This window comes from Ruminiclostridium cellobioparum DSM 1351 = ATCC 15832 (genome assembly GCF_000621505.1).
In the GTDB taxonomy this organism is placed as follows: Bacteria; Bacillota; Clostridia; order Acetivibrionales; family DSM-1351; genus Ruminiclostridium; species Ruminiclostridium cellobioparum.
The window spans coordinates 26,616-50,983 of the sequence record NZ_KK211292.1 but is presented as its reverse complement, the minus strand read 5'-3'; the positions used below and the strand labels follow the sequence as shown (position 1 = coordinate 50,983).

The window sequence follows — 24,368 nt, the reverse complement described above, 5'->3', positions numbered from 1 at the left end:
AAAGTTAAGCCTCCTTCTTGGAAAATTTAATTCTTGGATCAAGAAATGCATAGAAAATATCTACTACAAGATTGATCAACACAAAAATACATGCAATCAGCAATACAATTCCCTGAACTACGGGAAAATCCGATTTCAGTATGCATTCAACAGTGTAATGCCCAATGCCCGGCCATGAGAAAACAGTCTCGGTGAGCACTGCTCCGCCCAGAAGTGAGCCCAGCTGCAGACCGATAACAGTGGTAACCGGTATCATTGCATTCCGGAGCGCATGGTGGGTGATCACTCTGCCGTCTTTTATGCCCTTAGCCCTGGCAGTGCGGATATAATCCTGGTTCAAGGTGTCCAGCATGCTGGAGCGGGTCATTCTTGTTATGATGGCCATGGAATACATACCAAGAGCCAGAGCAGGCAGCACCAGATGCTTTACGGCATCAACAAAGGCTTCCATGTCACCTGAAACCAAGGTGTCAATCATGTAGAAGCCTGTACCGCCATATGGCTGCAGCAGCGGATCAATTCTACTTCCCGAGGGCAATATGTGCAGTATGCCCGAGAACAGGATTATGAGCAGTATACCGAGCCAGAATATGGGCATGGACACACCGATCAATGCAAGAATCATTCCGGAATTGTCAAAAATAGAATTTTTCTTTACAGCTGAAATGGCACCAATCAGGATACCTATTATTGATGCCAGTATAATTGCTGCTATTGCAAGTTCTATTGTAGCCGGGAAACGCGACATTATTTCTTTCATTACCGGAGTCTTGGTGTAATAGGAGGTTCCGAAATCTCCGGTAACAGCACCTTTGATAAAATCAAAATATTGAATATATATGGGAGAATTCAAGCCGTTTGCTTCACGCCATTTTTCTACCGTTTCGGCTGTCGCATGCTGTCCCAGGACAATGGGAGCCGGGTCTGGAGAAAATACACGCATTATAAGGAATACTATGACAGAGACTCCAAGAAGTACCGGAATCAGCATAAGTATACGTTTGACTATATATTTTAACATCTTTAACAACCTTTCCCTAATATCTTTGCAAAATAATATCTGCCAGAAGTGCAAGGTCACACTTCTGGCAGCATATACGCACAAAATTGTGTCAGTTACAAATATAACCCAATTAGTCTTTGGAAGCTTCGGAAAGGAATATAACTCCGGTAGTATGGTAGTTGAAGTCCTTTACATTGCTCCTGTAACCAACAAGCGTCGTAGCATGAGATATTGGAAGCCAAACAGCTTCTTTTGCAGCCATTTTTTCAAGGTCGGTGTAAACCTTGTTACGTTCGTCACCGTTTGGTATGGTGAGTCCCTTTGCTATCAACTCCTTGTATGCCGCGTTGTCATAACGTGCAACATTCATTCTTGGATCTTTGTCGGCCATCAGGTTCATGAAGTTGTCCGGATCACCGTTATCGCCTATCCAGCCATAGAAACAGATATCATAATCTCCCGCTTTAACCTTTTCCTTGTAGGTTGTCCAGTCAAACGCATCAATTGTTGCAGTTACACCAACATTCTTGAGGTAACCCTGGATTGCTTCGGCAAGAGCCTGGCCATTAGCCGTATTGTAAGGCCTTGGGTTTGTGTATGTGATTATATGCAGCTTGCTGACACCCGCACCGGCAAGCGCTGCTTTGGCGGCAGCCTGGTCAAAGGCAACCTGTGCTATGCTTGCATCATATCCCGGTATAAAGGTTGGAAGTACTGACGTCGCAGGCTCTGCATAACCCTGGTATAAGCTCTGCACCAGCTCGGGAACATTAATGGCCTGTGAAATTGCAGTACGTACCTTTACATCATTAAAAGGAGCTTTGGTTGTATTGTAGGCCAAATAGTTTATGTTCATGCCCTGTGCCTTATATATCTTGTTTCCCGAACCCTCGATCTGCTGTACTACTGTTGCATCGATTCCGTCGATGATATCGGCTTCTCCGTTGTTAAGTGCAACAACTCTTGCCGAATTATCAGGGATAAACTTGAATATGACATTGGTAGTTACAGCCTTTTCACCCCAGTAATTGTCATTGCGCTTCAGAACTATGTTCTGACCCTTTGTCCAGCTTACAAAGGTGTATGGGCCTGTTCCGACCGGATGTTCGTTTACATTGTTGCCGTTCTCCTCCAGCGCCTTCGGACTTATCATAGGCGCACCCATACACATGGCAAGATTGTTAAGGAATGGTGTGCTTGGAGCTGTCAGGTTGATTTTAACAGTCAAGTCATCAACAACCTCAACATCTTTTACCGAACCAAATACGAAACCTGCATAAACCATATCTTCGGTAACCTTTGGCGGCAGCTGGCGGTCAATATTTATTTTCACCGCTTCGGCATTAAAATCAGTTCCATCCTGGAATTTGACACCCTTCCTGAGATAGAAGGTATATGTAAGTCCGTCATCGCTTATATCCCATTTTTCTGCGAGAGAAGGTTCGATTTGTGTCGAATCCTTGCTATACTTTAAAAGTCCTTCATAAATGTTTACTATGACCTTTCCTGATTCACCGTCATCCACAAGTGCAGGATCAAGTCCTCTCGGATCTGCACCCTGTGCATAAATGATTGTGTCCTGCGCTCTACTCTTGGCGCCCCCGCCTGATGCACCCGCCGTTGAACCGGCAGATTTATCGCTCTGTCCGCAGCCAGCCAGACCGGTCAGGGTCAAAACAGCCGATAAAGCCAGAGCTAATACTCTTTTGTTTCCTTTCATGATAAATCCCTCTTTTCATTATTTTATCTAGCATGTTTCTCTTCTAACACTGTAGCGTGCTAAAACATAATTAAAAACGCTTAACATAAGAATGTTAAGCGTCCTTGCTTAAATTAAGATAATTTTATCATTATTTTTGCAGGCTTTCAATATAAAAATATCATTTTTAAAAATACTTTGGGATATATAACTCAAAATACACGTATTATAGCGTCTTGAAACCGCAATTCATCTTAACTTTTGCATATTAACAGGTTTAAACCTTCAAGCTTTTTGACCATGCATTATTTTTCCGCACGTCAGCCCACAAGATACGATTTTTTCGTTTTGGGCCGCCCTATATTCTCCATATAAAAAGAGAACCCCGCAATTAACTGCATAAGGTTCTCCCTTTATATCCCGAACAAAAAACATGGCAAAATATAAAGCCTGTATTAAATTGGTATAGGCATCAAGGGTACGGTTAATACCTATTGGATCTTTGGTACTCTTGGCTGGTGGAACCCCCACATGCAAGCTGGCTTTACTCCAAACAACAATACTATAATATACAAAAGACTTGATAAGATGCTATAAAAGAATATCTTCATTGTCATCCCTCCTTATACTCTTAAACTTACCTACGGTAGTCTGTTGTATTACCTTTATACAGACTATTTGATACTTCCTTAATGCCTATGCCAAATTCATTCAATTTCCACATAATATTATCATATTCTCCATTATTTGTATACAATTGAATTTCTTTATATAAGCTTTCCAGCTTATCAGTGGCGCCCTTTTTGTCATTAACCTCCAAATTTCTGATATAATAGGAGCTCAACAGCAAACTTATTATATTCGCAATGGGAAACAGGACTATACCGATAACGACAACAAATTGTGTAGCCAGTGGAATAGCCACAAGAGCTTTATCATACACAACGGCCTTATACATTACGAACATGAACGCTATATTAAATACCCCAAACAAAGAGAATATGATTGATAGTTTAGTATTTGAAAAGATATGCTTGAACATCTGTCCTTTCAGCAAAGTTCTTTTCCTGCATACAAAGTATAAAAGTATTGAATACTGCAGCACTCTTGCCGGCAGGGACAACCCGAAGTAAAGTCTGAAGTCATTGCATATCTCCTCCATAGTGAGTCCGGTGCTGTACAGTACAAACGGCATATAAATAAATTCCGACAACCCGATTGAAATAAAACCGATCAATAGGAATATAAAGGCTTTTCCCATCCATTTCATACAACTTGCATCCCCAAAAATGTCATTGGTTAATACTATCAGTATGTAAAGCACTACAGGAGGTATGAATTGATATATTCCACCTTCTAAACCGTTATATCTGAGAATATTGGATAATAGAGCAACAACACCGGTGGGAAGGAATACTCTGAAATAGTCAAACTTATTTATAAGCCTTTTACAGCCCGGTTCCTTCCAGTATTCAAATTCCCCTACCAGTATTAATACAAACATTACAAAGTAAAATTCTTCCGGAATAGAGACCAATAATGTATTCATTATGACTTTCTGAAATATGCTGTGTTGTAGTAAAGTGTCAAACATTTATACTCCTTATTCAATAAACCCATTGCTAATTTATGTAAATTTTTCAAATCATTATACATTTTAATACAAATACTGGCTTTTGTAAATAGAGTATATTGCCTTTATACAATTAAAAAGTCCATAAAAAAACAATGCACGTCATAATATCTCCAAAATGACGTACATTGTTTTTTTATAATCTCGTATGAATCTTTATAAAACCTCTTATTTAGCGGTTTCTTCCACAGCAACTGCAACGGCAACCGTCATACCAACCATCGGGTTGTTTCCGGCACCGATAAGGCCCATCATTTCAACGTGGGCAGGAACCGAAGATGAACCGGCAAACTGGGCATCACCGTGCATTCTGCCCATTGAGTCGGTCAGACCGTATGAAGCAGGACCTGCAGCCATGTTGTCAGGATGCAGGGTTCTTCCTGTTCCTCCGCCTGATGCAACTGAGAAGTAGTTCTTTCCGTTTTCATGGGACCACTTCTTGTAAGTTCCTGCAACCAGGTGCTGGAATCTGGTCGGGTTGGTTGAGTTACCGGTGATGGAAACATCAACGTTTTCCTTTATCATTATAGCTACGCCTTCAAGCACGTCATTTGCACCGTATACTCTAACCTTTGCCTTGTCTCCGTTAGAATAAGCCTTTGTCCTGACAACGTTCAAGGTGTTGTTTGAGAAATCGTAGTCTGTTTCAACATATGTAAAACCGTTTACCCTTGAAATTATGTAAGCGGCATCCTTACCAAGTCCGTTCAATATAACCTGGAGCGGTTCCTTTCTTACCTTGTTGGCTGTCTTTGCTATGCCGATAGCACCTTCTGCGGCCGCAAAGGATTCATGTCCTGCAAGGAAGCAGAAGCATTTGGTTTCTTCTTTAAGAAGCATTGCTGCAAGATTTCCGTGGCCTATACCAACTTTTCTTGAGTCGGCAACCGAGCCGGGAATACAGAAAGCCTGCAATCCGAGTCCTATTGCTTCTGCAGCTTCGGCAGCTGTCTTTACGCCTTTTTTAATTGCTATACCGCAACCAAGAGTATAAGCCCATACTGCATTTTCAAATGCTATCGGCTGTATTCCTCTGACAATTGCATCCACATCTATACCTCTGGCAGTACAGACATCCTTAACCTCTTCAAGGCTCTTAAATCCGTACTCGGCTAAACATTTTTCTATTTGAGCTATTCTTCTTTCATAACCTTCAAATCTAACCACAGTATTCACCTCTCTCTTTAATTATTCGTGTCTTGGATCAATTACTTTAACCGCTTCGGCAAATCTTCCGTATGTGCTTATGTTCTTCTCATAAGCTTCCTTGGGATCTACACCCTTTTTGATCATATCCATCATTTTTCCAAGGTGTACAAACTTGTACCCGATTATTTCATTGTCGCTGTCCAGTCCGATGTTCAATATGTAACCTTCGGCCATTTCAAGGTATCTGACACCCTTGGCCTTTGTTGCAAACATTGTTCCCACCTGTGAACGCAAGCCCTTGCCCAGATCTTCAAGACCTGCGCCTACTGGAAGACCGCCTTCCGAGAAAGCCGACTGAGTTCTGCCATATGCCAACTGCTTGAATATTTCTCTCATTGCAACATTTATAGCATCGCAAACAAGGTCGGTATTCAAAGCTTCAAGAATAGTTTTACCTTGCAAAATTTCAGCTGCCATAGCTGCCGAATGGGTCATACCTGAACAACCGATTGTTTCAACCAATGATTCTTCGATGATACCATCCTTGACATTCAAAGTTAACTTACAGGTTCCCTGTTGAGGTGCACACCAGCCTATACCGTGTGACAATCCTGAAATGTCTTTGATTTCTTTTGCTTTTACCCACCTACCCTCTTCAGGTATTGGCGCAGGACCATGATCTGGACCCTTTTTAACAACACACATATTTTCTACTTCATGTGAGTAATTCATTTGAGTTCCCCCTTCACATAACTATTTTAAAATTTTAATTCATTAGCCATTTTTAGCCATTTTTAATGGTGTTATTTGCTGTTAAATACCAGCATTTATTATACCATAATTATTTTATTTGTAAGTAGTTTTTCGTTAAAAAATCTACTATATTGTTTTATTTCTAAGTCAATTACAGCTCAAGCCCGGTATTCCGGCTTTGTTTCAGCCATGCTGCAGAAAATCTGCTGGCTGTCACACCTGTCCTCTCCATTGATTGCATTGACCTTTGTATAGCCACCGTCCGGATTTAAAACCCTGACCTTCACATTATCCTTCAAGCACAGCTGAACAATCTTCAATACCTTTTCCCTGGCCTCTTCACTTTCCACCGGAAACAGAAGCTCAACCCTCCTGTCAAGATTTCTGGTCATCCAGTCGGCACTGGAAAGAAAGACAAGTTGGGCGCCTCCACTGTAAAAGTAGTATATCCGGCTGTGTTCCAGATACCTGCCGACAATGCTCATCACCCTGATATTTTCCGATACTCCCGGAAGCCCCGGTCTCAGACAACATATTCCCCTCACAATGAGATCTATTTGTACACCTGCACAGGAGGCACTGTAAAGTGCATTTATTATTCCTTCATCAACAAGAGAATTCATTTTTGCAATAATTCTGGCCTTTTGGCCTCTTGCGGCATTCTCCTCTTCTTTTTTAATCAATCTCATAAATTTATCACGCATATTCAGAGGGGATATTGCCGTTTTAAAAAGGTTCGTGGGCTTTGAATAACCTGAAAGCATATTGAATAGAGCCGAAGCATCGGCCCCCATATATGGGTTGGAGGTAAAAAGACCCAAATCGGTATAAATTTTTGCAGTCACATCATTATAGTTGCCAGTGCCCATGTGAACATATCTTTTTAATTCGTTTTCCTCCCGCCTCACTATCAATAAGACCTTACAATGGGTTTTCAGCCCCACAAGCCCGTATATGACGTGACAGCCCGCCTTTTCCAGGCGCTTTGCCCATATTATGTTATTGTGCTCATCAAACCTGGCCTTCAGTTCTACAAGTACCGTGACCTGTTTACCCTGTTCGGCCGCCCTTATCAATTCATCAATAATTGGGGATTTTCCGCTTACCCTGTACAAAGTCTGTTTTATGGCCAGAACATCCGGATCAGTTGCGGCCTGTCTTATCAATTCTATTATGGGATCAAACGCTTCATAGGGATGATGGACCAGGACATCCTTTTTGGCTATCAGCTCAAAGATATCCTCGCAATTTTCAAAATCCTCATTATGCACCGGAGGCCTGGGTACATATCTTAAGTTGTCAAAGTTTTTTATCTCATAAACCTTCATTAATAACGTAAGATCCACAGGCCCGTCCACAGCGAACAGTTTATCCCGGCTTACCTCTATTTCCTCCTCCAGTATTTTCAAAAGGTTTTCCTCTATGTCCTGTTCCACTTCCAGCCTTGCCGCCGCGCCCCATTTTCTTTGCTTCAGGGAATCCTCTATTGTGCTCAGCAAGTCCTCCGACTCCTCCTCATCCAGTGTAAGATCGGCATTCCTGGTTATCCTGTAACAGCTGGAGGATATTACATTATGTCCTGTAAACAGGGAATCCAGCTTCATCCTGATCATGTCCTCAAGCAAAATGAAATACTTGTTCTCATCTGCTGCGGGTAATTCTATCAGCCTGTTGAGGACCGACGGAACCTGGACGGTGGCAAACAGCGGTTCTCCTTCCGAGTCCTCCTTATCCTGCACAAGGATGGCAATGTTCAGTGTCTTATTTAAAATCAGGGGAAAGGGTCTGCCCTGATCAACCACCATTGGAGTTAAAACCGGATACACGTTTTTTTGGTAATAGACATCTATGAAAGCCTTCTGACTGTCGGTTAAATCCGCCGGTTTGGCCAGTATTATTCCCTGACTTTTCATTTCAGGCAAAAGTAAACTATTGTAACAGCGGTAAATATCCGAAAACATGTCCTGTGTTCTGGCCAATACCCTGTCCAGCTGCCCGCCGGGTGTCAGTCCCGAAGGATCGGTCTTGTCCAGGCCTGCAATTACCTGCTCATAAAGAGGCGCAACTCTGACCATAAAGAATTCATCAAGATTCGCACATGCTATCACCAGAAACTTCAGTCTCTCCAACAAAGGATTTGTAAGATCCTGCGCCTCATCAAACACCTTCCTGTTAAACTCCAGCCAGCTTAATTCCCTGTTTATATATTTACTTTGAACACATTGACTTGTCATATTGCCTCCATTTATACGCTTAATTAATTGTCACTGTTAACTATTTGTATATATGGCTTTATGCCCATAACCTCTTCGAAATAATCAACATTTTCTTCAACCGACCATTTTTCCAGCTGAATGTCCCTGGCAGAATATACATAAAACGTGAGCAGATCATTATCTTTACTTATTTTCAGGCTTTTGATTTTTTGTGTGTGGGAGCTGTCCATCGATTCGGCAAATTTTAGTATGGCCGATAGCTTTGCCACTCTGATCTTATCTTTATCATTGAGATCTACATAGTTCTTATGGAGCCTGGACGGAATTTTTGATGTGTGGTAATAAGCGACATTTGCTATAATTCTCTGCTCTTCGTCTGAAATTCCAAGAATACTCTGCATTTTTATAATGTTGTAGGTCTGCTTCTCATGCCTGGTAAATCCGGCATAATTCCCGGCATCATGAAGGATGGCTGCTATTTGCAGATACAGCCGGTCTTTTATATCAAGTTTGCTGGTTTCAAGGCTTTGATCAAAAATGGAAAGTGCTGTTTTAACAACATATGACGCATGTTTTTTATCCACACCGTATTTTTTTGCAATTTTCCACACTGCATTTATTATATTGGAATTGGAACTGCCTCCGCCGGAAGTACTTCTGTCGGCAATATCGTATAAGAGCCCGTACCTGTGGGAAGCAGCCGGTGCCAGTATTTCTTCCGCTTTGGTCATCTTTATGAAGGAATTGAAAAGAATCACAGTGGGCAGTAATATTTCAGCTTCTCCTCTGCTTATATCATAAAAATCGGTAATCTGATTTATACTCATGCCTTTCAGCTTATTATACAAATCGGTCACTACACCGGTCTTTATCTGGGGAACCTCTTCCCCGGCAAGTGATATATCCTTTTGAATGATGCCGAGTATGGTTTGCATCTCTCCGCCAAGACCAATGAAATTCCTTATTTTCATGCTCCTTATGCTGCTCTTTATCAAGTAAAGCTTGCTCTCAATAAATTCTTCCATTATCCTGGGATAGTCAATAGACATTGACTCCAGGCCTGCCAGCATTTCTCTCAATCTGAGGGAGCCCAGCTTCAGATATTCGGTAAAAATCAGCCTGCCGTTTCTCTGCACCGACACTTCCACTCCCCCTGAGGAGATGTTGACAACCAGAACCGGTTTGTTATGAAGATATTTTTTCTCATTCAGTTTATTTTTTAAAGCCAGATAGCTATAATACCTCTCCTGTGCATTATTGATTATCTCAACCCTGATTCCTGTCTTTATACCGATTTGATCTATTATATACTCACTGTTTTCCGCTTCCCTTAACCCGCTAGTTGCAATAGCCACATGCTTTTCTATTCCGTAGTCCTTCATCAGAAGAGTAAATTTTTTCAGTATCTCACAGGTTTCATAAATGGTCCCTGCCGATATCCTGCCGTCGTTAAAGGTATCCTTGCCAATTGAGGATGATATTTTTACATCCTCAATAAACTTTACTTTACCGCCCGGAGAGATTTCAGCCATGGTCATGCTGATTTTATTGGATCCTATATCAATTGCCGCTATGGTACTGTATTTTTCAGACAAATATAACCCCTCCCGCATATGTTCCATATTCAAATTCTACAATATATGACAATTACCAACAACAGTATTAACTTAAAGTTAACACTGAATTTTTAACATGAAATTCAGGATTTGTGTTAAAATTGTGTAGAACATCCAGCTGATAATAAAGGAGCACTTATGACCAGAACAGGCATTATAGATATAGGTTCCAACTCTGTAAGGTTGATTATTGTTGAAATAAAATGTGATAAATATTTTAGAATATTATATGAGCTTAAGGAATCCGTGCGTCTCGGCAAGGATATGGGGGCCGGCAGCAGTCTTGATCCCCTCAGAATGAATAAAGCCGTAGATACTGTCATCAGTTTTAAAGCAATCTGTGACTCCTACTGTGTACAAAATATAATTGCTGTTGCAACTGAAGCTGTCAGACGAGCCTCCAACCAAAACGCTTTTCTGGAGCTTGTCCGCTCCCGTGCCGGTGTGGAGGTAAGGGTACTTTCGGGAGAAGAAGAGGCCTATTACGACTATGCGGGAGTTATAAACAGCATGGAAATTGCGGACTGCCTGATGATGGACATCGGCGGGAGCAGTATGGAGCTGATACTGGTTAAAGCCAGAGAAATAGAATATTCAATAAGCATACCCTACGGCTCAATATCCTTAACCGAAATGTATTTAAACAATCCTGCAGGATTTACCCATGCCTTCGGCAGAATAACGGCCGATATCCCCTGGATTTATCAGGCTAAAGGGCTTCCAGTCATAGGTATAGGGGGAACCTTCAGAAACATCGGTAAAATCGACAGAAAACGTAAGGACTATCCCATTGACAACGTACACAATTACCGGCTTAGTGATACCGATATACAGGAGATACACTTTATTACCATTGATTTATTGTCAGGAAAGCTGAAAAAAATAAAGGGCCTGTCAAATGACAGAGCCGACATATTTATCGGGCCCATTGCCGCAATACAGTATATTATAAATCTCTGCAGCACCAAAGATATTTTTTTGAGCGGAAGCGGTGTCAGAGAGGGCCTGCTGTTTGAAAACATACTCAGGAAGAAAACCCCTGTTGAGAATGTGTTGGATTATTCCCTTGAAAATGCCATGGTCAACCTTGATGTGGAACAAAAACATGCCTGTCATCTACACAAGCTTTGCAGCAGTTTGTACACCCAGCTGAAACCCTTGTTCTGTCAGGCTGCAGATGCCGGCAAAGTGATAAAGACCTCTGCTTTGCTCCATGATTCCGGGATAAAGATAAATTTTTACGATCACCATAAACACACTTTTAATATTATTATGAATTCCAGATTAAGCGGTTTGTCACATAAAGAACTGCTTATGGCAGCCTACGCAGCCGCCCTGCACAGAAAAGACGAATTTAAGATAGACCTTCAGGCTTATAAATCTCTTATTGACCAAACAGATGTGCATTTCATCCAGCAGTTGGGCATTTTGCTTAAAATCTCTGAAAAATTGGATTTGAAGTTAAATGGCAATGTAGAAAATATAAACTGCACCATAACTGAAGCTTCTGTTGTGCTGACGCTCAAAACCACAAGTAAGGCCGACCAGGAAATGGCAGCCGCCCTGGATTGCAAAAATACTTTCAAGCGTCTGTTTAACAGGAAGCTTGTGATACTCCGCGGGAATTGACTGCTTGTTGGTTAATTTAACCTGTTGTGCTAATTGAGATTTTGTTTCGCTTTACAGATAGATTTAATCAGAATCAACTGGTACGTGAGTACAACTTCATGAAATAAGATGCACAGTTAAAAACAATTACGGTAAATTGTCGACGAAGGTAAAGTGGTTTTGCCGGCAAAGCAACAGGACGTTGCTTTGAGCTTCAAATCGAGACAGGATGTCGAGTTTGAGCGACGGCAAAACCGCTTTAAATGAGACGATACAATTTTCGTAATTGTTTTGGGGGCATCCTTATTTCATGAAGGTAGTACGGAAGTTACCAGTTGGCATAAAAAAATCACACAGGTAAAGATGAATTGGATTAATTAGCACAACGTGTTAATTTATTACATAAAAAAGGATAAAAGCATTACGCCTTTATCCCCTCTTTTTTGAGTTTTATTTTTTTGCTTTCAACTGCCTTGCTATATCTCTTCCTACTTCCACACACTTTTGCAGTTCTTCCTCACCGGGCATGTATTTAAATCCCAGCGGTTCTGCGCAGATTGTCATACCCGCTTCGGCAAGCCTGTCACTTATCAGTTTATGGGCCTCTCCGCTCCAGCCGTATGAACCAAAGCCCATAGCAAGCTTTCCTTTGGCTTTTAAGCCCTTTAATTCTTCCAGCAGGGCAGCAGTAGGTCTAAGTACGGTATTGTTGACTGTACAGCTTCCCATGAGCACAGCAGCGGCTTTAAATATTTCAACATTCAGGTCACTCTTGTCCTTGGTTGCTATGTTAAATATCCTGTAATTGACGCCTTCCTCTTCAAGACCTTTTCCGAAGGCTTCTGCCATTGCCTTTGTGGAGTGATACATGGTATCGTATATGATTGTTACATAGCCTTCGTTGTAATCGGTTTCCGACCATTCCTGATATTTTTTAATTATCTGCAGAGGGTTGGTTCTCCAGATAACTCCATGACTTGGAGCAATCATATCTATATCAAGATTCAAAGCTAAAATCTGCTCTATTTTCTTTTTTATCAACGGCTTAAAAGGCCACAGTATATTAGTGTAATATTTAATTGCCTCTTCATAGAGCTCGCACTCATCAACCTCATCATTAAACATTGATATTGCGGCATAATGCTGACCGAAAGCATCGTTTGACAATACCAGTTTGGCACCTTCCACATACGCCAGCATACTATCGGGCCAGTGGATCATCTGCATCTCTACGAACTTCAGCTTATATTCACCCAGGTCAAGAGTATCGCCGGTCTTGACTATCTGGAAATTCCAATCCTTGCCGAAATATTTCTTTATAATTTCAGCACCGTTTTTTGTGCAGTAAATCGGAGTGTTCGGTATTTTTTCCATGATAAGGCCCAGACTTCCTCCGTGATCCGGCTCGGAGTGGTTTATAACTATTGCGTCTATATTCGACAGACCAACCTCTTTTTCAAGCTCCTCAACGAACTTTTCCTTATATGGGTCCCAGACTGTATCCACCAATACAGTCTTCTTATCCTTTATCAGGTATGAATTGTAAGAAGAACCTCTATGTGTAGACAGTTCATGTCCATGAAATACATCCAGTCCCCAGTCTCTGATGCCGCACCAATAAATATTCTTTTTTATCTCCAGCATATTACCCATCCTTTCAATCTAATCAAATATTATATTAAATACTTATAAGCTTTCCAAACTGCCCAATGTCTAACTATATACCCTTTTTTGTTCCTCTTTAAACAAAAGCCTGTATTTACCTGTCTATTTTATACCTTTAAATAAAAATTAATTCAAGGTCAAAAAAACCCGTGGCCATATCAAAATAAATATAAAAGACAATCTGAAACCGTTAATACAAATTTCAGATTGCCTTTTAATTGTTAATTAAAATTTATAGCCGCTATTTCAAAAATTATTCAATTATCTTTGAAACGTTACCAGCACCAACTGTTCTTCCACCTTCACGGATAGCGAACTTAAGTCCTTCTTCCATAGCGATAGGAGTGATCAATTTGATCTTCATAGTGATGTGGTCACCAGGCATAACCATTTCAGTTCCTTCAGGAATTTCGATAACACCTGTAACGTCAGTTGTTCTGAAGTAGAACTGTGGTCTGTAACCATTGAAGAATGGTTTGTGTCTTCCACCTTCTGCTGCAGTCAGAACGTATACCTGACCTTCATAGTAAGTGTGAGGCTTGATTGATCCTGGCTTAGCCAAAACCTGTCCTCTTTCGATATCAGTTCTCTGAATACCTCTTAAGAGAGCACCGATGTTATCACCGGCAACAGCCTGATCAAGAAGCTTTCTGAACATTTCAACACCTGTAACGGTTGTCTTTCTTGGAGCATCCATCAAACCAACGATTTCAACTTCGTCTCCAACCTTTACGATACCTCTTTCAACTCTACCTGTAGCAACAGTTCCACGGCCTGTGATTGAGAAAACGTCCTCGACAGGCATAATGAATGCCTTGTCAGTTGCTCTTTCAGGAGTCGGGATATATCTGTCAACTTCATCCATGAGTTTCAAGATTGGTGCATACTCAGGAGCACTAACTTCCTTTGAAGTACACTCAAGAGCTACAAGAGCTGATCCTCTAACGATAGGAGTATCATCGCCAGGGAATTCGTAGGAGCTCAATAATTCTCTAACTTCCATCTCAACCAATTCGATAAGTTCTTCGTCATCAACCATATCACACTTGTTCAGGAATACTACTATATAAGGAACACCAACCTGACCTGCGAGAAGGATATGTTCTCTGGTCTGTGGCATTGGGCCGTCAGCAGCTGAAACAACGAGGATAGCACCGTCCATCTGAGCAGCACCGGTGATCATGTTCTTAACATAGTCGGCGTGGCCAGGGCAGTCAACGTGAGCATAGTGTCTTGTTTCTGTTTCATACTCAACGTGAGCAGTATTGATTGTGATACCTCTTTCTCTCTCTTCAGGAGCGGAGTCGATAGTACCATAATCTTTAAATTCAGCTCTTCCAAGTAATCCCAATACCTTGGTGATTGCAGCTGTCAAGGAAGTCTTACCATGGTCAACGTGACCGATTGTTCCGATATTAACGTGGGGTTTAGTTCTTTCAAATTTAGCCTTAGCCATTTTAAAATCTCCATCCTTTCATAAAGGCGCATTGCGCCACTTTGTAGATTTTGGTTTATTTAACAAAAGCATAAGCTCTTGCAATTAACATGAAATTAATCATTAGATTTACCGCTTCTGCCTGCAATAACCTTTTCCTGGATACTCTTAGGCACTTCTTCGAAGTGGCTGGTTTCCATTGAGAAGGTTCCTCTTCCCTGTGTTGAAGAACGAAGTGCGGTAGCGTATCCGAACATTTCAGACAATGGCACCACTGCTCTGATGTTCTGTGCGCCGCTGCGTGCTTCCATACCTTCAATACGTCCTCTTCTTGAGTTGAGTCCGCCCATAACGTCTCCCATATATTCCTCAGGAACGTTTACGTCAACTTTCATGATAGGCTCAAGAAGGACAGGATTTGCTCTTCTACAGCCATCTTTAAATGCCATGGAACCTGCTATCTTAAACGCCATTTCCGAGGAGTCAACTTCATGGTATGAACCGTCAATAAGAGTAACTCTTACGTCAACTACGTTGTATCCGCCAAGTACACCGGCCTGCATTGCTTCCTGTATACCGGCATCGATTGGTGCGATGTATTCCTTGGGAATAGCACCACCGGTGATTTTGTTTACAAATTCGTAACCTTCACCCGGTTCTCTCGGTTCAATCTCGATTACGCAGTGACCGTACTGACCTTTACCGCCTGACTGTCTTGCATACTTCATTTCTGACTTGACAGCCTTACGGATAGTTTCCTTATAGGAAACCTGCGGGTTACCGACGTTTGCTTCAACCTTGAATTCTCTCATCATTCTGTCAACGATGATGTCCAGATGGAGCTCACCCATACCACCAATGATGGTTTGGCCGGTCTCGCTATCTGTATGAACTCTGAAGGTCGGATCTTCTTCCGCAAGCTTCTGCAACGCAATACCCATTTTTTCCTGACCGGCTTTAGTCTTAGGCTCAATGGCCACTTCTATAACCGGTTCCGGGAATTCCATTGATTCAAGAATAACTGCATTACCTTCTTCACAAAGGGTATCACCTGTCGTTGTATCTTTAAGACCAACAGCGGCAGCGATATCACCGGAATAAACCGTCTGTATTTCTTCTCTGTGGTTGGCATGCATTTGAAGAATTCTGCCGATTCTCTCTCTCTTGCCTTTTGTTGAGTTAAGGACATATGAACCTGAGTTCAATGTACCTGAGTATACTCTGAAAAAGCAGAGCTTACCAACATAAGGGTCAGTCATGATTTTGAATGCAAGAGCCGAGAACGGACCATTGTCGTCTGCAGGCCTTTCGATTTCATTTTCACCGTCAACAGACATACCCTTTATAGCGGGGATGTCAAGCGGAGAAGGCATAAAATCAACAACTGCATCCAGCATCTGCTGTACGCCCTTGTTTTTGTAAGATGAACCGCATACAACAGGTATCATTTTCAAGCCAATTGTAGCCATTCTGATACCCTTCTTGATTTCCTCTATAGTGAGCTCCTCACCTTCAAGGTATTTCATCATTGTCTCTTCATCTTGTTCAGCAACTGATTCTAATAATAGATCACGATATTTTTTTACAACATCAGCCATGTCGTCAGGGATAGGAGCCTCTTCGACTAACTGGCCCAAATCATCTTTAAAGATCAGAGCCTTCATATTAATCAAATCAACAATACCTTTGAAAGTATCTTCACTGCCTATTGGTAATTGTATTGGCACCGCATTACAATGTAACCTGTCTTTCATCATTCCGATTACATTGTAAAAATCGGCTCCCATAATATCCATTTTGTTAACATATGCCATACGTGGAACACCATACTTGTCAGCCTGTCTCCAAACTGTTTCAGATTGGGGTTCAACACCGCCTTTTGCACAGAAAACTGTTACTGAACCATCGAGTACACGAAGAGATCTTTCAACTTCAACAGTGAAGTCAACGTGCCCCGGCGTGTCAATAATATTAATTCTGTTACCCTTCCACTGTGCTGTAGTAGCGGCAGAAGTAATGGTTATACCTCTCTCCTGCTCCTGCTCCATCCAGTCCATAGTAGCAGCACCTTCATGAACTTCGCCGATTTTGTGAACTTTGCCTGTATAAAACAGTATACGCTCAGTTGTTGTAGTTTTACCAGCATCTATATGAGCCATTATACCGATATTTCTTGTATGTTGCAAGTCAAATTGCCTGGGCATGATTACCCTCCTTTCGCGATAGTCCAAATTGATAATTTTCAACCACGATAGATTGCTATCAATTCTTCAATTGTTGTCTTAATTTGTTGTGTCATTTCTTTCTTATAATACCCCATTTATCAATATGCAGTATAAGAAAAATATAAATTTTACAAATTCTTAACATGCATAATGAGGCTGCTGCCAGAGCTTGCCAATGATGGTATTACCATCTGTAGTGTGCAAACGCTCTGTTGGCTTCAGCCATCTTATGAGTATCTTCTTTCTTCTTGTATGCTCCGCCCATGTTGTTGACGGCATCCAATAATTCACCGGCAAGTCTTTCCCTCATAGTACGCTCGCCTCTTTTGCGCGAGTAATCAACAAGCCATCTTAAACCCAAAGCTTGTCTTCTATCAGGTCTGACTTCCATAGGAACCTGGTAGGTAGCACCACCAACTCTTCTTGCTTTTACTTCCAGCACAGGCATGATGTTTGCCATGGCTTCTTCAAAAACTTCGAGAGGATCTCTGCCGGTTTTTTCTTTCAGGATATCGAAGGCATCATAGCAGATTTGCTGTGCTACACCCTTCTTACCATCATACATTACATTGTTGATTAATTTAGTAACGATTTTACTTCCGTATATTGGATCAGGTAAAACGTCTCTTTTAGAAATATGACCTTTTCTTGGCACCTTACTTCCCTCCTTTTATGATAACATTTAGTATGGGCCAAACCCATAGGAACGTATCACAGGTACTCGTGGTTTAAACCGTCGTCAGCGCAAGTACTGTTTCATAAAATATACCTTAATAGTTTAACAGATTATAGATCAGTTTATTTATGATGAGCTGTCAGGGACAACCGGACAGTCCATTGAACCTATTTTCTCTTAAATCAAGTATGCCGGAGCATACCTGCGCATATATATAATCACGTACTAAGCACCTAACATTTTAAATTGTCAGCACGCTGTGGTATTACTTTTTAGCGGCACCAGCCTTAGGACGCTTAGCACCGTATTTTGAACGGGCCTGCATTCTTTTGGCAACTCCGGCAGTGTCAAGAGTACCTCTTACTATGTGGTACCTTACACCAGGCAGGTCCTTAACTCTTCCACCTCTGATAAGAACAACGCTATGTTCCTGCAGGTTATGACCTATACCAGGAATATACGCAGATACTTCTATACCATTTGTAAGACGGACTCTGGCAACCTTACGAAGAGCCGAGTTCGGCTTCTTTGGTGTTGAAGTCTTAACAACAGTACAAACACCTCTTTTCTGAGGGCTGCTGATATCTGTAGGTTTTTTCTTCTTTGAGTTAAATCCCTTCTGGAGAGCTGGAGCAGTGGATTTCTTTTCCATTACTTCTCTGCCCTTTCTAACCAGCTGATTAAATGTTGGCATTAGTACACCTCCTCTCGATTTAAATATATCGCCTGCGCCGAAGTGAATTCGGCTTCGGCTCCGCAGACTACGTCTGCGCACCCTGCTCTCGCAGGGTGATTGAACAACATACGTTGTTCAAAGGTAAATGATTATATATTATATATATATCGTCCTCAAAATAATTAAAGGCGATAAATAGATAAGCAATATTATAACACATCAGTTCAAAAGAAATTTTTTTGGCTATAGAAAAATTTTCTTATTTCAATATACATGCAACAGCGGCTTCAACTTCAATGCCGCAGGCTTTCCCAAGCTGCTTCATAGAGTCTGCATATGTTATTGGAACGGATGTCTTTTCACAGAGTTCTATAATACCTCTTACAACCCTCTGTTCGCAGTCTTTAGCTATTATTACCCTCGCTGCCGCACCATTTTCCACAGCTTTTGTCGACTGTTTTACACCGACTGTCTTTTTACAGTGTTTAAAATCCTCTAACAATTTAACTCCTCCGCTTGACGGCAGTACCGCCAATTGCTACTTATTACTCATGCTTTACCCGTGCTTCCATGGTATCTGAAACGCAGCAACTTGTTTTTTAAACACACAAAAAAAGGCACAAAATAATGCACTGAATTATTCTATCACTCACATACGCCTTTTGTCAAGCCTGCATAAGTTTATCAGCAGATACCGCCTCTTAGACAGCTAATTACCGTATAATATTCCTTCTGAAAAATCAAACAGCTTTTTAACTGTTTTTATCATTTCTTCGTTTGCATTATCCCATACAAATGACGGAAACAGCGGACATTTGGACTTTCTTTCTCCATCCAGCTCAAGGGTCACTGCAAGGCGTTTTCGCTTTCCCGACCTATCGGTCTGGGTGCAATAACCACAGCCATCGCATATTTTTGTGCGGCTGAAAACCAGAGTTTTCAACTCATCGTCCATTTGGTCATAATATTTTAATACTTTACTTAATTGCGGAGATTTAAATTCAAAAATCATCTGCTCTAATTTTTTATAATCATAATATATATTCATATGTGCCTTTTGCTTATCCGGATATTCCTTTTCATAAACAACTCTCAAATTGTCATACTTGCAATTGTAACCCTTTTGGATAAAAAGCCCTTCCAGTTGGGAAATAAGGTCTGCATTTCTGATCCTTCCAAACATTCCCTCTGCAGTTATTTGTTTTCCCTCAACATACCCGTGAAGGAAAGCATGTACATCTTTGGGATTGATTTTTAAGCCCTCTGCATTGCCGCAATAAAATTTCCAGGCAGGAAAGATCTCTTTATATTTATTATGTGTAAAAAAATACTCGTCCTTGTTTTCGACAGATGTAAGACCAAAGAGTGAAAGCTTATTCTTCATTCTATTTTGAATGACCATTTTATCTTTTTTTATAAGCAATCCTTCCTGCACTGCTTCACCTGCCAGTCCCATCCTTATCAAATATTCAAAAAACGCCAGGAAGGTCTTTCTGATATTCTGCATTTTAGCGCTGAGCTCAGGCTTGCTGCTGCCAGGCTGCCAGTACTCATAGCAATCGTCTTCCTCATACGGGATGCCAATAAGTGATAAATCCGCGTATATTGCATTGATACTTTCATAAAGAAAATCATACATCTGTCTTTGTGAATTTTCACAGGCACTGTTGCTGCAAACCGCTGTAAAATCAGGATAGGCAGCCAGATACGGATATATTACTCTCTTCCCCAGACTTTCGAATGATTTGGCCAACGGGATATGGTAATCCAGAATGATCTCGCCGTTTTCATCAGGTGTCAAAAATCGTTGGCCATTAAATATTTCCATTGACCATTTCAATTGATTGGGGCATAGCTTTTGGTCTCTTATGGCCTGCATTGTCAGTGCATGTGCATTTGAGGTCACATCTTCCGAATCCCTGCCCTTAATCCAGCACTTTCCTATTTTTACATCTCCGATTTCATACATAACATAGCCTTCCGGAACAGTAACCCCCTCCTTGTAAAGCATTCCGCAAACATATGAAAATCTTCCGTAACCCATATCCCAATTGATGGTAGCACCCACATACCCCGGTTCATATAAAAATTCCCACTGCTTTTCAAGCTCCTTGAAAGTCCCGTCGGCAAGGCATTTGTCCCAAAAAGCCGGAATCCGGTTATCACCCTGCATATATGTCTGTATGTTATATTTTGACTCTCTGCCCACTAAATATACTTTTGGCATATCTGCTATTTCAAATTTAAAAATCCTTGCCAATTTTATTCCCCCTTTAACAAAGGCTAATTATAACTATATATTACCATCTGTGTAATTATTGAGAAAGCCAGATTTTAAATTTGTCAAAATAAAATATACCGATACGTATTTTATACTGTTTTGTAAAACGCAGCAAAGCGGAGAACAGTGGTTTGACTGTCTCCGCTTTTTTAATTGTTAAATTTGGTTTATATAATTAAGGTACAGCCTTCACCGATTGAACCCGGCTTCGGTCTCCTACTCAATTACATTGCTGATGCTGATGTCCTTGTAGCGGCTCATACCGGTACCTGCCGGGATAAGCTTACCAATGATGACATTTTCCTTAAGACCCAGAAGAGGATCTACCTTACCCTTTATAGCTGCTTCAGTCAGGACTCTTGTTGTTTCCTGGAAGGATGCGGCCGACAGGAAGGATTCGGTTGCAAGGGACGCCTTTGTTATACCCAGCAGAGTACGTTCGCCTGTTGCAGGTGTCAAACCGGCCTCCACAGCCTTGGCATTTTCCCTCTCGAATTCAAATATGTCAACCAGTCCGCCCGGTAACAGATTTGTATCTCCGGCATCATCAATCTTAACTTTTCTCATCATCTGTCTTACTATAACTTCAATGTGCTTATCATTGATATCAACACCCTGCATTCTGTAAACTCTTTGTACTTCCTGCAGCAGATAAGCCTGAACGCCCTTGATGCCCTTGATCTTAAGGATATCATGCGGATTTACCGAACCTTCGGTCAGTTCATCACCGGCTTCCACAACATCCCCGTCATATACCTTTATTCTGGATCCGTAAGGTATCTGGTAGGATTTGGTTTCACCGTCTTCTGCCGTTATGATAACCTCTCTCTTTTTCTTCGAGTCGGATAACTTAACAGCACCGGCTATTTCAGAAATTATTGCAAGACCTTTTGGTCTTCTTGCTTCAAACAATTCCTCAACACGGGGGAGACCCTGTGTGATATCGTCACCCGCAACACCGCCGGTGTGGAAGGTTCTCATTGTAAGCTGTGTACCAGGCTCACCTATGGACTGGGCCGCGATAATACCCACAGCTTCACCCACATTGACTGCATCGCCTGTAGCAAGGTTGGCGCCGTAACATTTTGCACAGATTCCAACTTCCGAGTGACAGGTGAGGACTGATCTGATTTTTATTTTCTTTATACCTGCATTAACTATCCTGTCAGCAATCTTTTCGTTTATAACATCATCCTTGGCATGAATCAATTCTCCGGTGGCAGGATCAAATACATCTTCAATGGTGTATCTGCCTACAAGTCTCTCGGACAATGGTTCTATTACCTCAGTGCCGTCCTTTACATCGCCTATTTCGATACCCTTATCGGTTCCGCAGTCAAGTTCTCTTACTATAACATCCTGTGATACGTCAACAAGACGTCTTGTGAGGTAACCTGAGTCGGCAGTTCTGAGGGCCGTATCGGCCAGACCCTTTCTGGCTCCGTGAGTTGAAATAAAGAATTCCAGAACGTTAAGTCCTTCACGGAAGTTTGATTTTATAGGTATCTCGATGGTCTTACCAGAGGTATCGGCCATCAAACCTCTCATACCGGCCAGCTGTTTGATCTGGTTGATATTACCTCTCGCTCCTGATTGGGACATCATGTAAACAGGGTTGAACCTGTCAAGGTTGTCAATAAGAGCTTTGGTAATATTTTCACCGGTCTCGGTCCAGGCGCTGATAACCGAGTTGTATCTTTCTTCGTTGGAGATAAGACCTCTCTTGTACTGCTTAACTATATTATCAATTGTATTTTCAGTTTCCTGCAAATACTGTTTCTTAATTTCAGGTATAACCATATCGGATACGCTGATGGTTATGGCTCCTTTTGTTGAGTACTTGAAGCCCAGAGCCTTTATCTTGTCAAGAATAACTGCAGTCTTGGTAGTACCGTGAACTCTGATGCATTTGTCAATGATCTTGCCAAGCTCCTTCTTTCCAACCAGGAAGTTAATTTCCAGGTCAAACTTCTTATCCGGGTCAGTTCTGTCAACAAAACCCAAATCCTGAGGAATTGCTTCATTAAATATCAGCCTGCCCGCAGTACACGCGATAAGGCTTTTCTTCATTACTCCGTCAATCAGCTTTTCAATACGGACCCTGATCTGTGCATGAAGTCCGAGGACTCCTTCCTGGTAGGCCATCAGCACTTCGTCCATGCTTCCGAATACCTTGCCGTCTCCGGGTTCGTTTGGTTTTTCAATTGTCAGGTAGTAGCTTCCCAAAACCATATCCTGGGTAGGAACGGTTATAGGCTTGCCATCCTTCGGTGCCAGCAGGTTGTTTGCCGACAGCATGAGGAATCTTGCCTCCGACTGCGCTTCGGCTGACAAAGGCACATGAACGGCCATCTGGTCACCGTCAAAGTCGGCATTGTAAGCCGAGCATACCAGAGGATGGAGCTTTAATGCCCTGCCTTCAACAAGCACAGGTTCAAAGGCCTGTATACCGAGTCTGTGAAGTGTCGGCGCACGGTTGAGCAATACCGGATGCTCCTTGATTACTTCTTCCAGTACGTCCCAAACTTCATTTCTGACTCTTTCGACCATTCTCTTGGCACTCTTTATGTTGTGCGCCAGACCATCGTTAACCAGCTTTTTCATAACGAAAGGCTTGAACAGTTCAAGAGCCATTTCCTTTGGCAAGCCGCACTGGAATATCTTAAGGTCCGGTCCCACGACGATAACCGAACGTCCCGAGTAGTCAACACGCTTACCCAGCAAGTTCTGACGGAAACGCCCCTGCTTTCCTTTAAGCATATCCGACAGGGACTTGAGCGGTCTGTTTCCGGGACCGGTAACAGGACGCCCTCTTCTTCCGTTATCTATGAGCGCATCCACAGCTTCCTGGAGCATACGCTTTTCGTTTCTGACAATTATATCAGGGGCTCCTAAATCAAGAAGTCTCTTTAATCTGTTATTTCTGTTTATAACTCTTCTGTAAAGGTCATTTAAGTCCGAGGTTGCAAATCTTCCGCCGTCCAGCTGTACCATCGGTCTTAATTCCGGAGGTATAACAGGCACAACATCAAGAATCATCCATTCAGGACGGTTTCCCGACAGTCTGAAAGCTTCAACAACTTCCAATCTTTTTACTGCTCTGATCCTCTTTTGCCCTGTAGAATCCACCAGGTCGTTTCTCAGCTCTTTTGAAAGGCTTTCCAGGTCAATCTCCATCAGCAGTTCCTTGACCGCTTCTGCGCCCATTGCAGCCTTAAAGCTGAGCCCGAATTTTTCAACACTGTCCCTGTATTCCTTCTCGGTAAGCACCTGTTTCTTGGACAATGGTGTCTGTCCAGGATCGATTACCACGTAAGAAGCGAAGTACAAGATCTTTTCAAGTGATCTTGGGGACATATCAAGAATCAAACCCATTCTGCTGGGTATGCCCTTGAAATACCAGATATGTGAAACCGGTGCAGCAAGCTCGATGTGACCCATTCTTTCTCTTCTTACCTTTGAACGGGTAACTTCAACTCCGCATCTGTCGCAAACAATTCCCTTGTATCTGATTCTCTTATATTTTCCGCAGTGGCATTCCCAGTCCTTTTGAGGTCCGAAAATCCTTTCGCAGAATAATCCGTCTCTTTCCGGCTTTAAAGTTCTATAGTTAATTGTTTCAGGTTTTTTTACTTCACCTTTTGACCATTCTCTGACCTTTTCCGGAGAAGCTAATCCTATTTTAATAGAATCAAAATTGTTCAGTTCAAACATAATAGCTTATCTCCCTTCC

Annotated in this window: 17 protein-coding genes; 1 reads left to right on the top strand and 16 read right to left on the bottom strand. The window is 41.8% G+C overall.

All coding sequences use genetic code 11. From position 1 onward, the window contains the following. Positions 1–4: 4 nt before the first annotated feature. The 8 genes from T344_RS0123065 to T344_RS0123030 form a co-directional block, all read right to left on the bottom strand. On the bottom strand, positions 5–1,021 hold the full coding sequence (locus tag T344_RS0123065) for an ABC transporter permease (RefSeq protein WP_027630662.1): 1,017 nt from the start codon (positions 1,019–1,021) through the stop codon (positions 5–7). A 112-nt stretch (positions 1,022–1,133) separates the two neighbouring features. Beyond that, on the bottom strand, positions 1,134–2,723 hold the full coding sequence (locus T344_RS0123060; protein ID WP_027630661.1) for an ABC transporter substrate-binding protein: 1,590 nt from the start codon (positions 2,721–2,723) through the stop codon (positions 1,134–1,136). Between the two features lie 470 nt (positions 2,724–3,193). Next, the gene (locus T344_RS31975) at positions 3,194–3,313 is read right to left on the bottom strand and encodes a cyclic lactone autoinducer peptide (RefSeq protein ID WP_162178052.1); all 120 of its coding nucleotides are present in this window, start codon (positions 3,311–3,313) and stop codon (positions 3,194–3,196) included. 26 nt (positions 3,314–3,339) lie between these two features. Further along, complete coding sequence (locus tag T344_RS0123050) at positions 3,340–4,251, bottom strand: hypothetical protein (RefSeq protein WP_154669469.1); 912 nt, start codon at positions 4,249–4,251, stop codon at positions 3,340–3,342. 252 nt (positions 4,252–4,503) lie between these two features. After that, positions 4,504–5,502 (bottom strand): GGGtGRT protein, encoded by a 999-nt coding sequence (locus T344_RS0123045; protein WP_027630658.1) that lies wholly within the window; start codon positions 5,500–5,502, stop codon positions 4,504–4,506. Positions 5,503–5,523: 21 nt separating this feature from the next. Next, on the bottom strand, positions 5,524–6,216 hold the full coding sequence (locus T344_RS0123040; RefSeq protein WP_027630657.1) for an iron-sulfur cluster assembly scaffold protein: 693 nt from the start codon (positions 6,214–6,216) through the stop codon (positions 5,524–5,526). Between the two features lie 179 nt (positions 6,217–6,395). Next, a complete protein-coding gene (locus tag T344_RS0123035) occupies positions 6,396–8,471 on the bottom strand; it encodes an RNA degradosome polyphosphate kinase (RefSeq protein WP_027630656.1) in 2,076 nt (691 codons plus the stop codon). 23 nt (positions 8,472–8,494) lie between these two features. After that, positions 8,495–10,048, bottom strand: coding sequence for a Ppx/GppA phosphatase family protein (locus T344_RS0123030; protein ID WP_027630655.1), 1,554 nt, complete (start codon positions 10,046–10,048; stop codon positions 8,495–8,497). 159 nt (positions 10,049–10,207) lie between these two features. Here T344_RS0123030 and T344_RS0123025 point away from each other — a divergent pair, with 159 nt between their 5' ends. After that, positions 10,208–11,698 carry a Ppx/GppA phosphatase family protein gene (locus T344_RS0123025; RefSeq protein ID WP_027630654.1) on the top strand — a complete coding sequence of 497 codons (1,491 nt, stop codon included), beginning with the start codon at positions 10,208–10,210 and terminating at the stop codon, positions 11,696–11,698. Between the two features lie 429 nt (positions 11,699–12,127). Here the strand turns inward: T344_RS0123025 and T344_RS0123020 are convergent, their stop codons facing one another. The 8 genes from T344_RS0123020 to rpoC form a co-directional block, all read right to left on the bottom strand. Continuing rightward, positions 12,128–13,321 (bottom strand): oxygen-binding di-iron domain-containing protein, encoded by a 1,194-nt coding sequence (locus T344_RS0123020; RefSeq protein WP_027630653.1) that lies wholly within the window; start codon positions 13,319–13,321, stop codon positions 12,128–12,130. A gap of 274 nt (positions 13,322–13,595) precedes the next feature. Beyond that, the gene (tuf, locus tag T344_RS0123015; protein ID WP_027630652.1) at positions 13,596–14,798 is read right to left on the bottom strand and encodes an elongation factor Tu; all 1,203 of its coding nucleotides are present in this window, start codon (positions 14,796–14,798) and stop codon (positions 13,596–13,598) included. Positions 14,799–14,893: 95 nt separating this feature from the next. Then, on the bottom strand, positions 14,894–16,981 hold the full coding sequence (fusA, locus tag T344_RS0123010; protein ID WP_027630651.1) for an elongation factor G: 2,088 nt from the start codon (positions 16,979–16,981) through the stop codon (positions 14,894–14,896). A 205-nt stretch (positions 16,982–17,186) separates the two neighbouring features. Next, the gene (gene rpsG / locus T344_RS0123005) at positions 17,187–17,657 is read right to left on the bottom strand and encodes a 30S ribosomal protein S7 (protein ID WP_027630650.1); all 471 of its coding nucleotides are present in this window, start codon (positions 17,655–17,657) and stop codon (positions 17,187–17,189) included. A 286-nt stretch (positions 17,658–17,943) separates the two neighbouring features. Next, complete coding sequence (gene rpsL / locus T344_RS0123000; protein WP_004622993.1) at positions 17,944–18,372, bottom strand: 30S ribosomal protein S12; 429 nt, start codon at positions 18,370–18,372, stop codon at positions 17,944–17,946. A 241-nt stretch (positions 18,373–18,613) separates the two neighbouring features. Beyond that, positions 18,614–18,856 carry a ribosomal L7Ae/L30e/S12e/Gadd45 family protein gene (locus tag T344_RS0122995; RefSeq protein ID WP_004623017.1) on the bottom strand — a complete coding sequence of 81 codons (243 nt, stop codon included), beginning with the start codon at positions 18,854–18,856 and terminating at the stop codon, positions 18,614–18,616. Between the two features lie 207 nt (positions 18,857–19,063). Then, positions 19,064–20,614, bottom strand: a complete 1,551-nt coding sequence (locus tag T344_RS30855; RefSeq protein ID WP_117407539.1) for a GyrI-like domain-containing protein — start codon at positions 20,612–20,614, stop codon at positions 19,064–19,066. A gap of 237 nt (positions 20,615–20,851) precedes the next feature. Continuing rightward, on the bottom strand, positions 20,852–24,349 hold the full coding sequence (gene rpoC / locus T344_RS0122985) for a DNA-directed RNA polymerase subunit beta' (RefSeq protein WP_027630649.1): 3,498 nt from the start codon (positions 24,347–24,349) through the stop codon (positions 20,852–20,854). Positions 24,350–24,368: the final 19 nt, after the last annotated feature.

Coding starts and splice junctions, on each gene's coding strand:
- T344_RS0123065 (WP_027630662.1), bottom strand. CDS start 1,021: ATGTTAAAATATATAGTCAAACGTATACTTATGCTGATTCCGGTACTT.
- T344_RS0123060 (WP_027630661.1), bottom strand. CDS start 2,723: ATGAAAGGAAACAAAAGAGTATTAGCTCTGGCTTTATCGGCTGTTTTG.
- T344_RS31975 (WP_162178052.1), bottom strand. CDS start 3,313: ATGAAGATATTCTTTTATAGCATCTTATCAAGTCTTTTGTATATTATA.
- T344_RS0123050 (WP_154669469.1), bottom strand. CDS start 4,251: ATGAATACATTATTGGTCTCTATTCCGGAAGAATTTTACTTTGTAATG.
- T344_RS0123040 (WP_027630657.1), bottom strand. CDS start 6,216: ATGAATTACTCACATGAAGTAGAAAATATGTGTGTTGTTAAAAAGGGT.
- T344_RS0123035 (WP_027630656.1), bottom strand. CDS start 8,471: ATGACAAGTCAATGTGTTCAAAGTAAATATATAAACAGGGAATTAAGC.
- T344_RS0123025 (WP_027630654.1), top strand. CDS start 10,208: ATGACCAGAACAGGCATTATAGATATAGGTTCCAACTCTGTAAGGTTG.
- T344_RS0123020 (WP_027630653.1), bottom strand. CDS start 13,321: ATGCTGGAGATAAAAAAGAATATTTATTGGTGCGGCATCAGAGACTGG.
- tuf (WP_027630652.1), bottom strand. CDS start 14,798: ATGGCTAAGGCTAAATTTGAAAGAACTAAACCCCACGTTAATATCGGA.
- fusA (WP_027630651.1), bottom strand. CDS start 16,981: ATGCCCAGGCAATTTGACTTGCAACATACAAGAAATATCGGTATAATG.
- rpsL (WP_004622993.1), bottom strand. CDS start 18,372: ATGCCAACATTTAATCAGCTGGTTAGAAAGGGCAGAGAAGTAATGGAA.
- rpoC (WP_027630649.1), bottom strand. CDS start 24,349: ATGTTTGAACTGAACAATTTTGATTCTATTAAAATAGGATTAGCTTCT.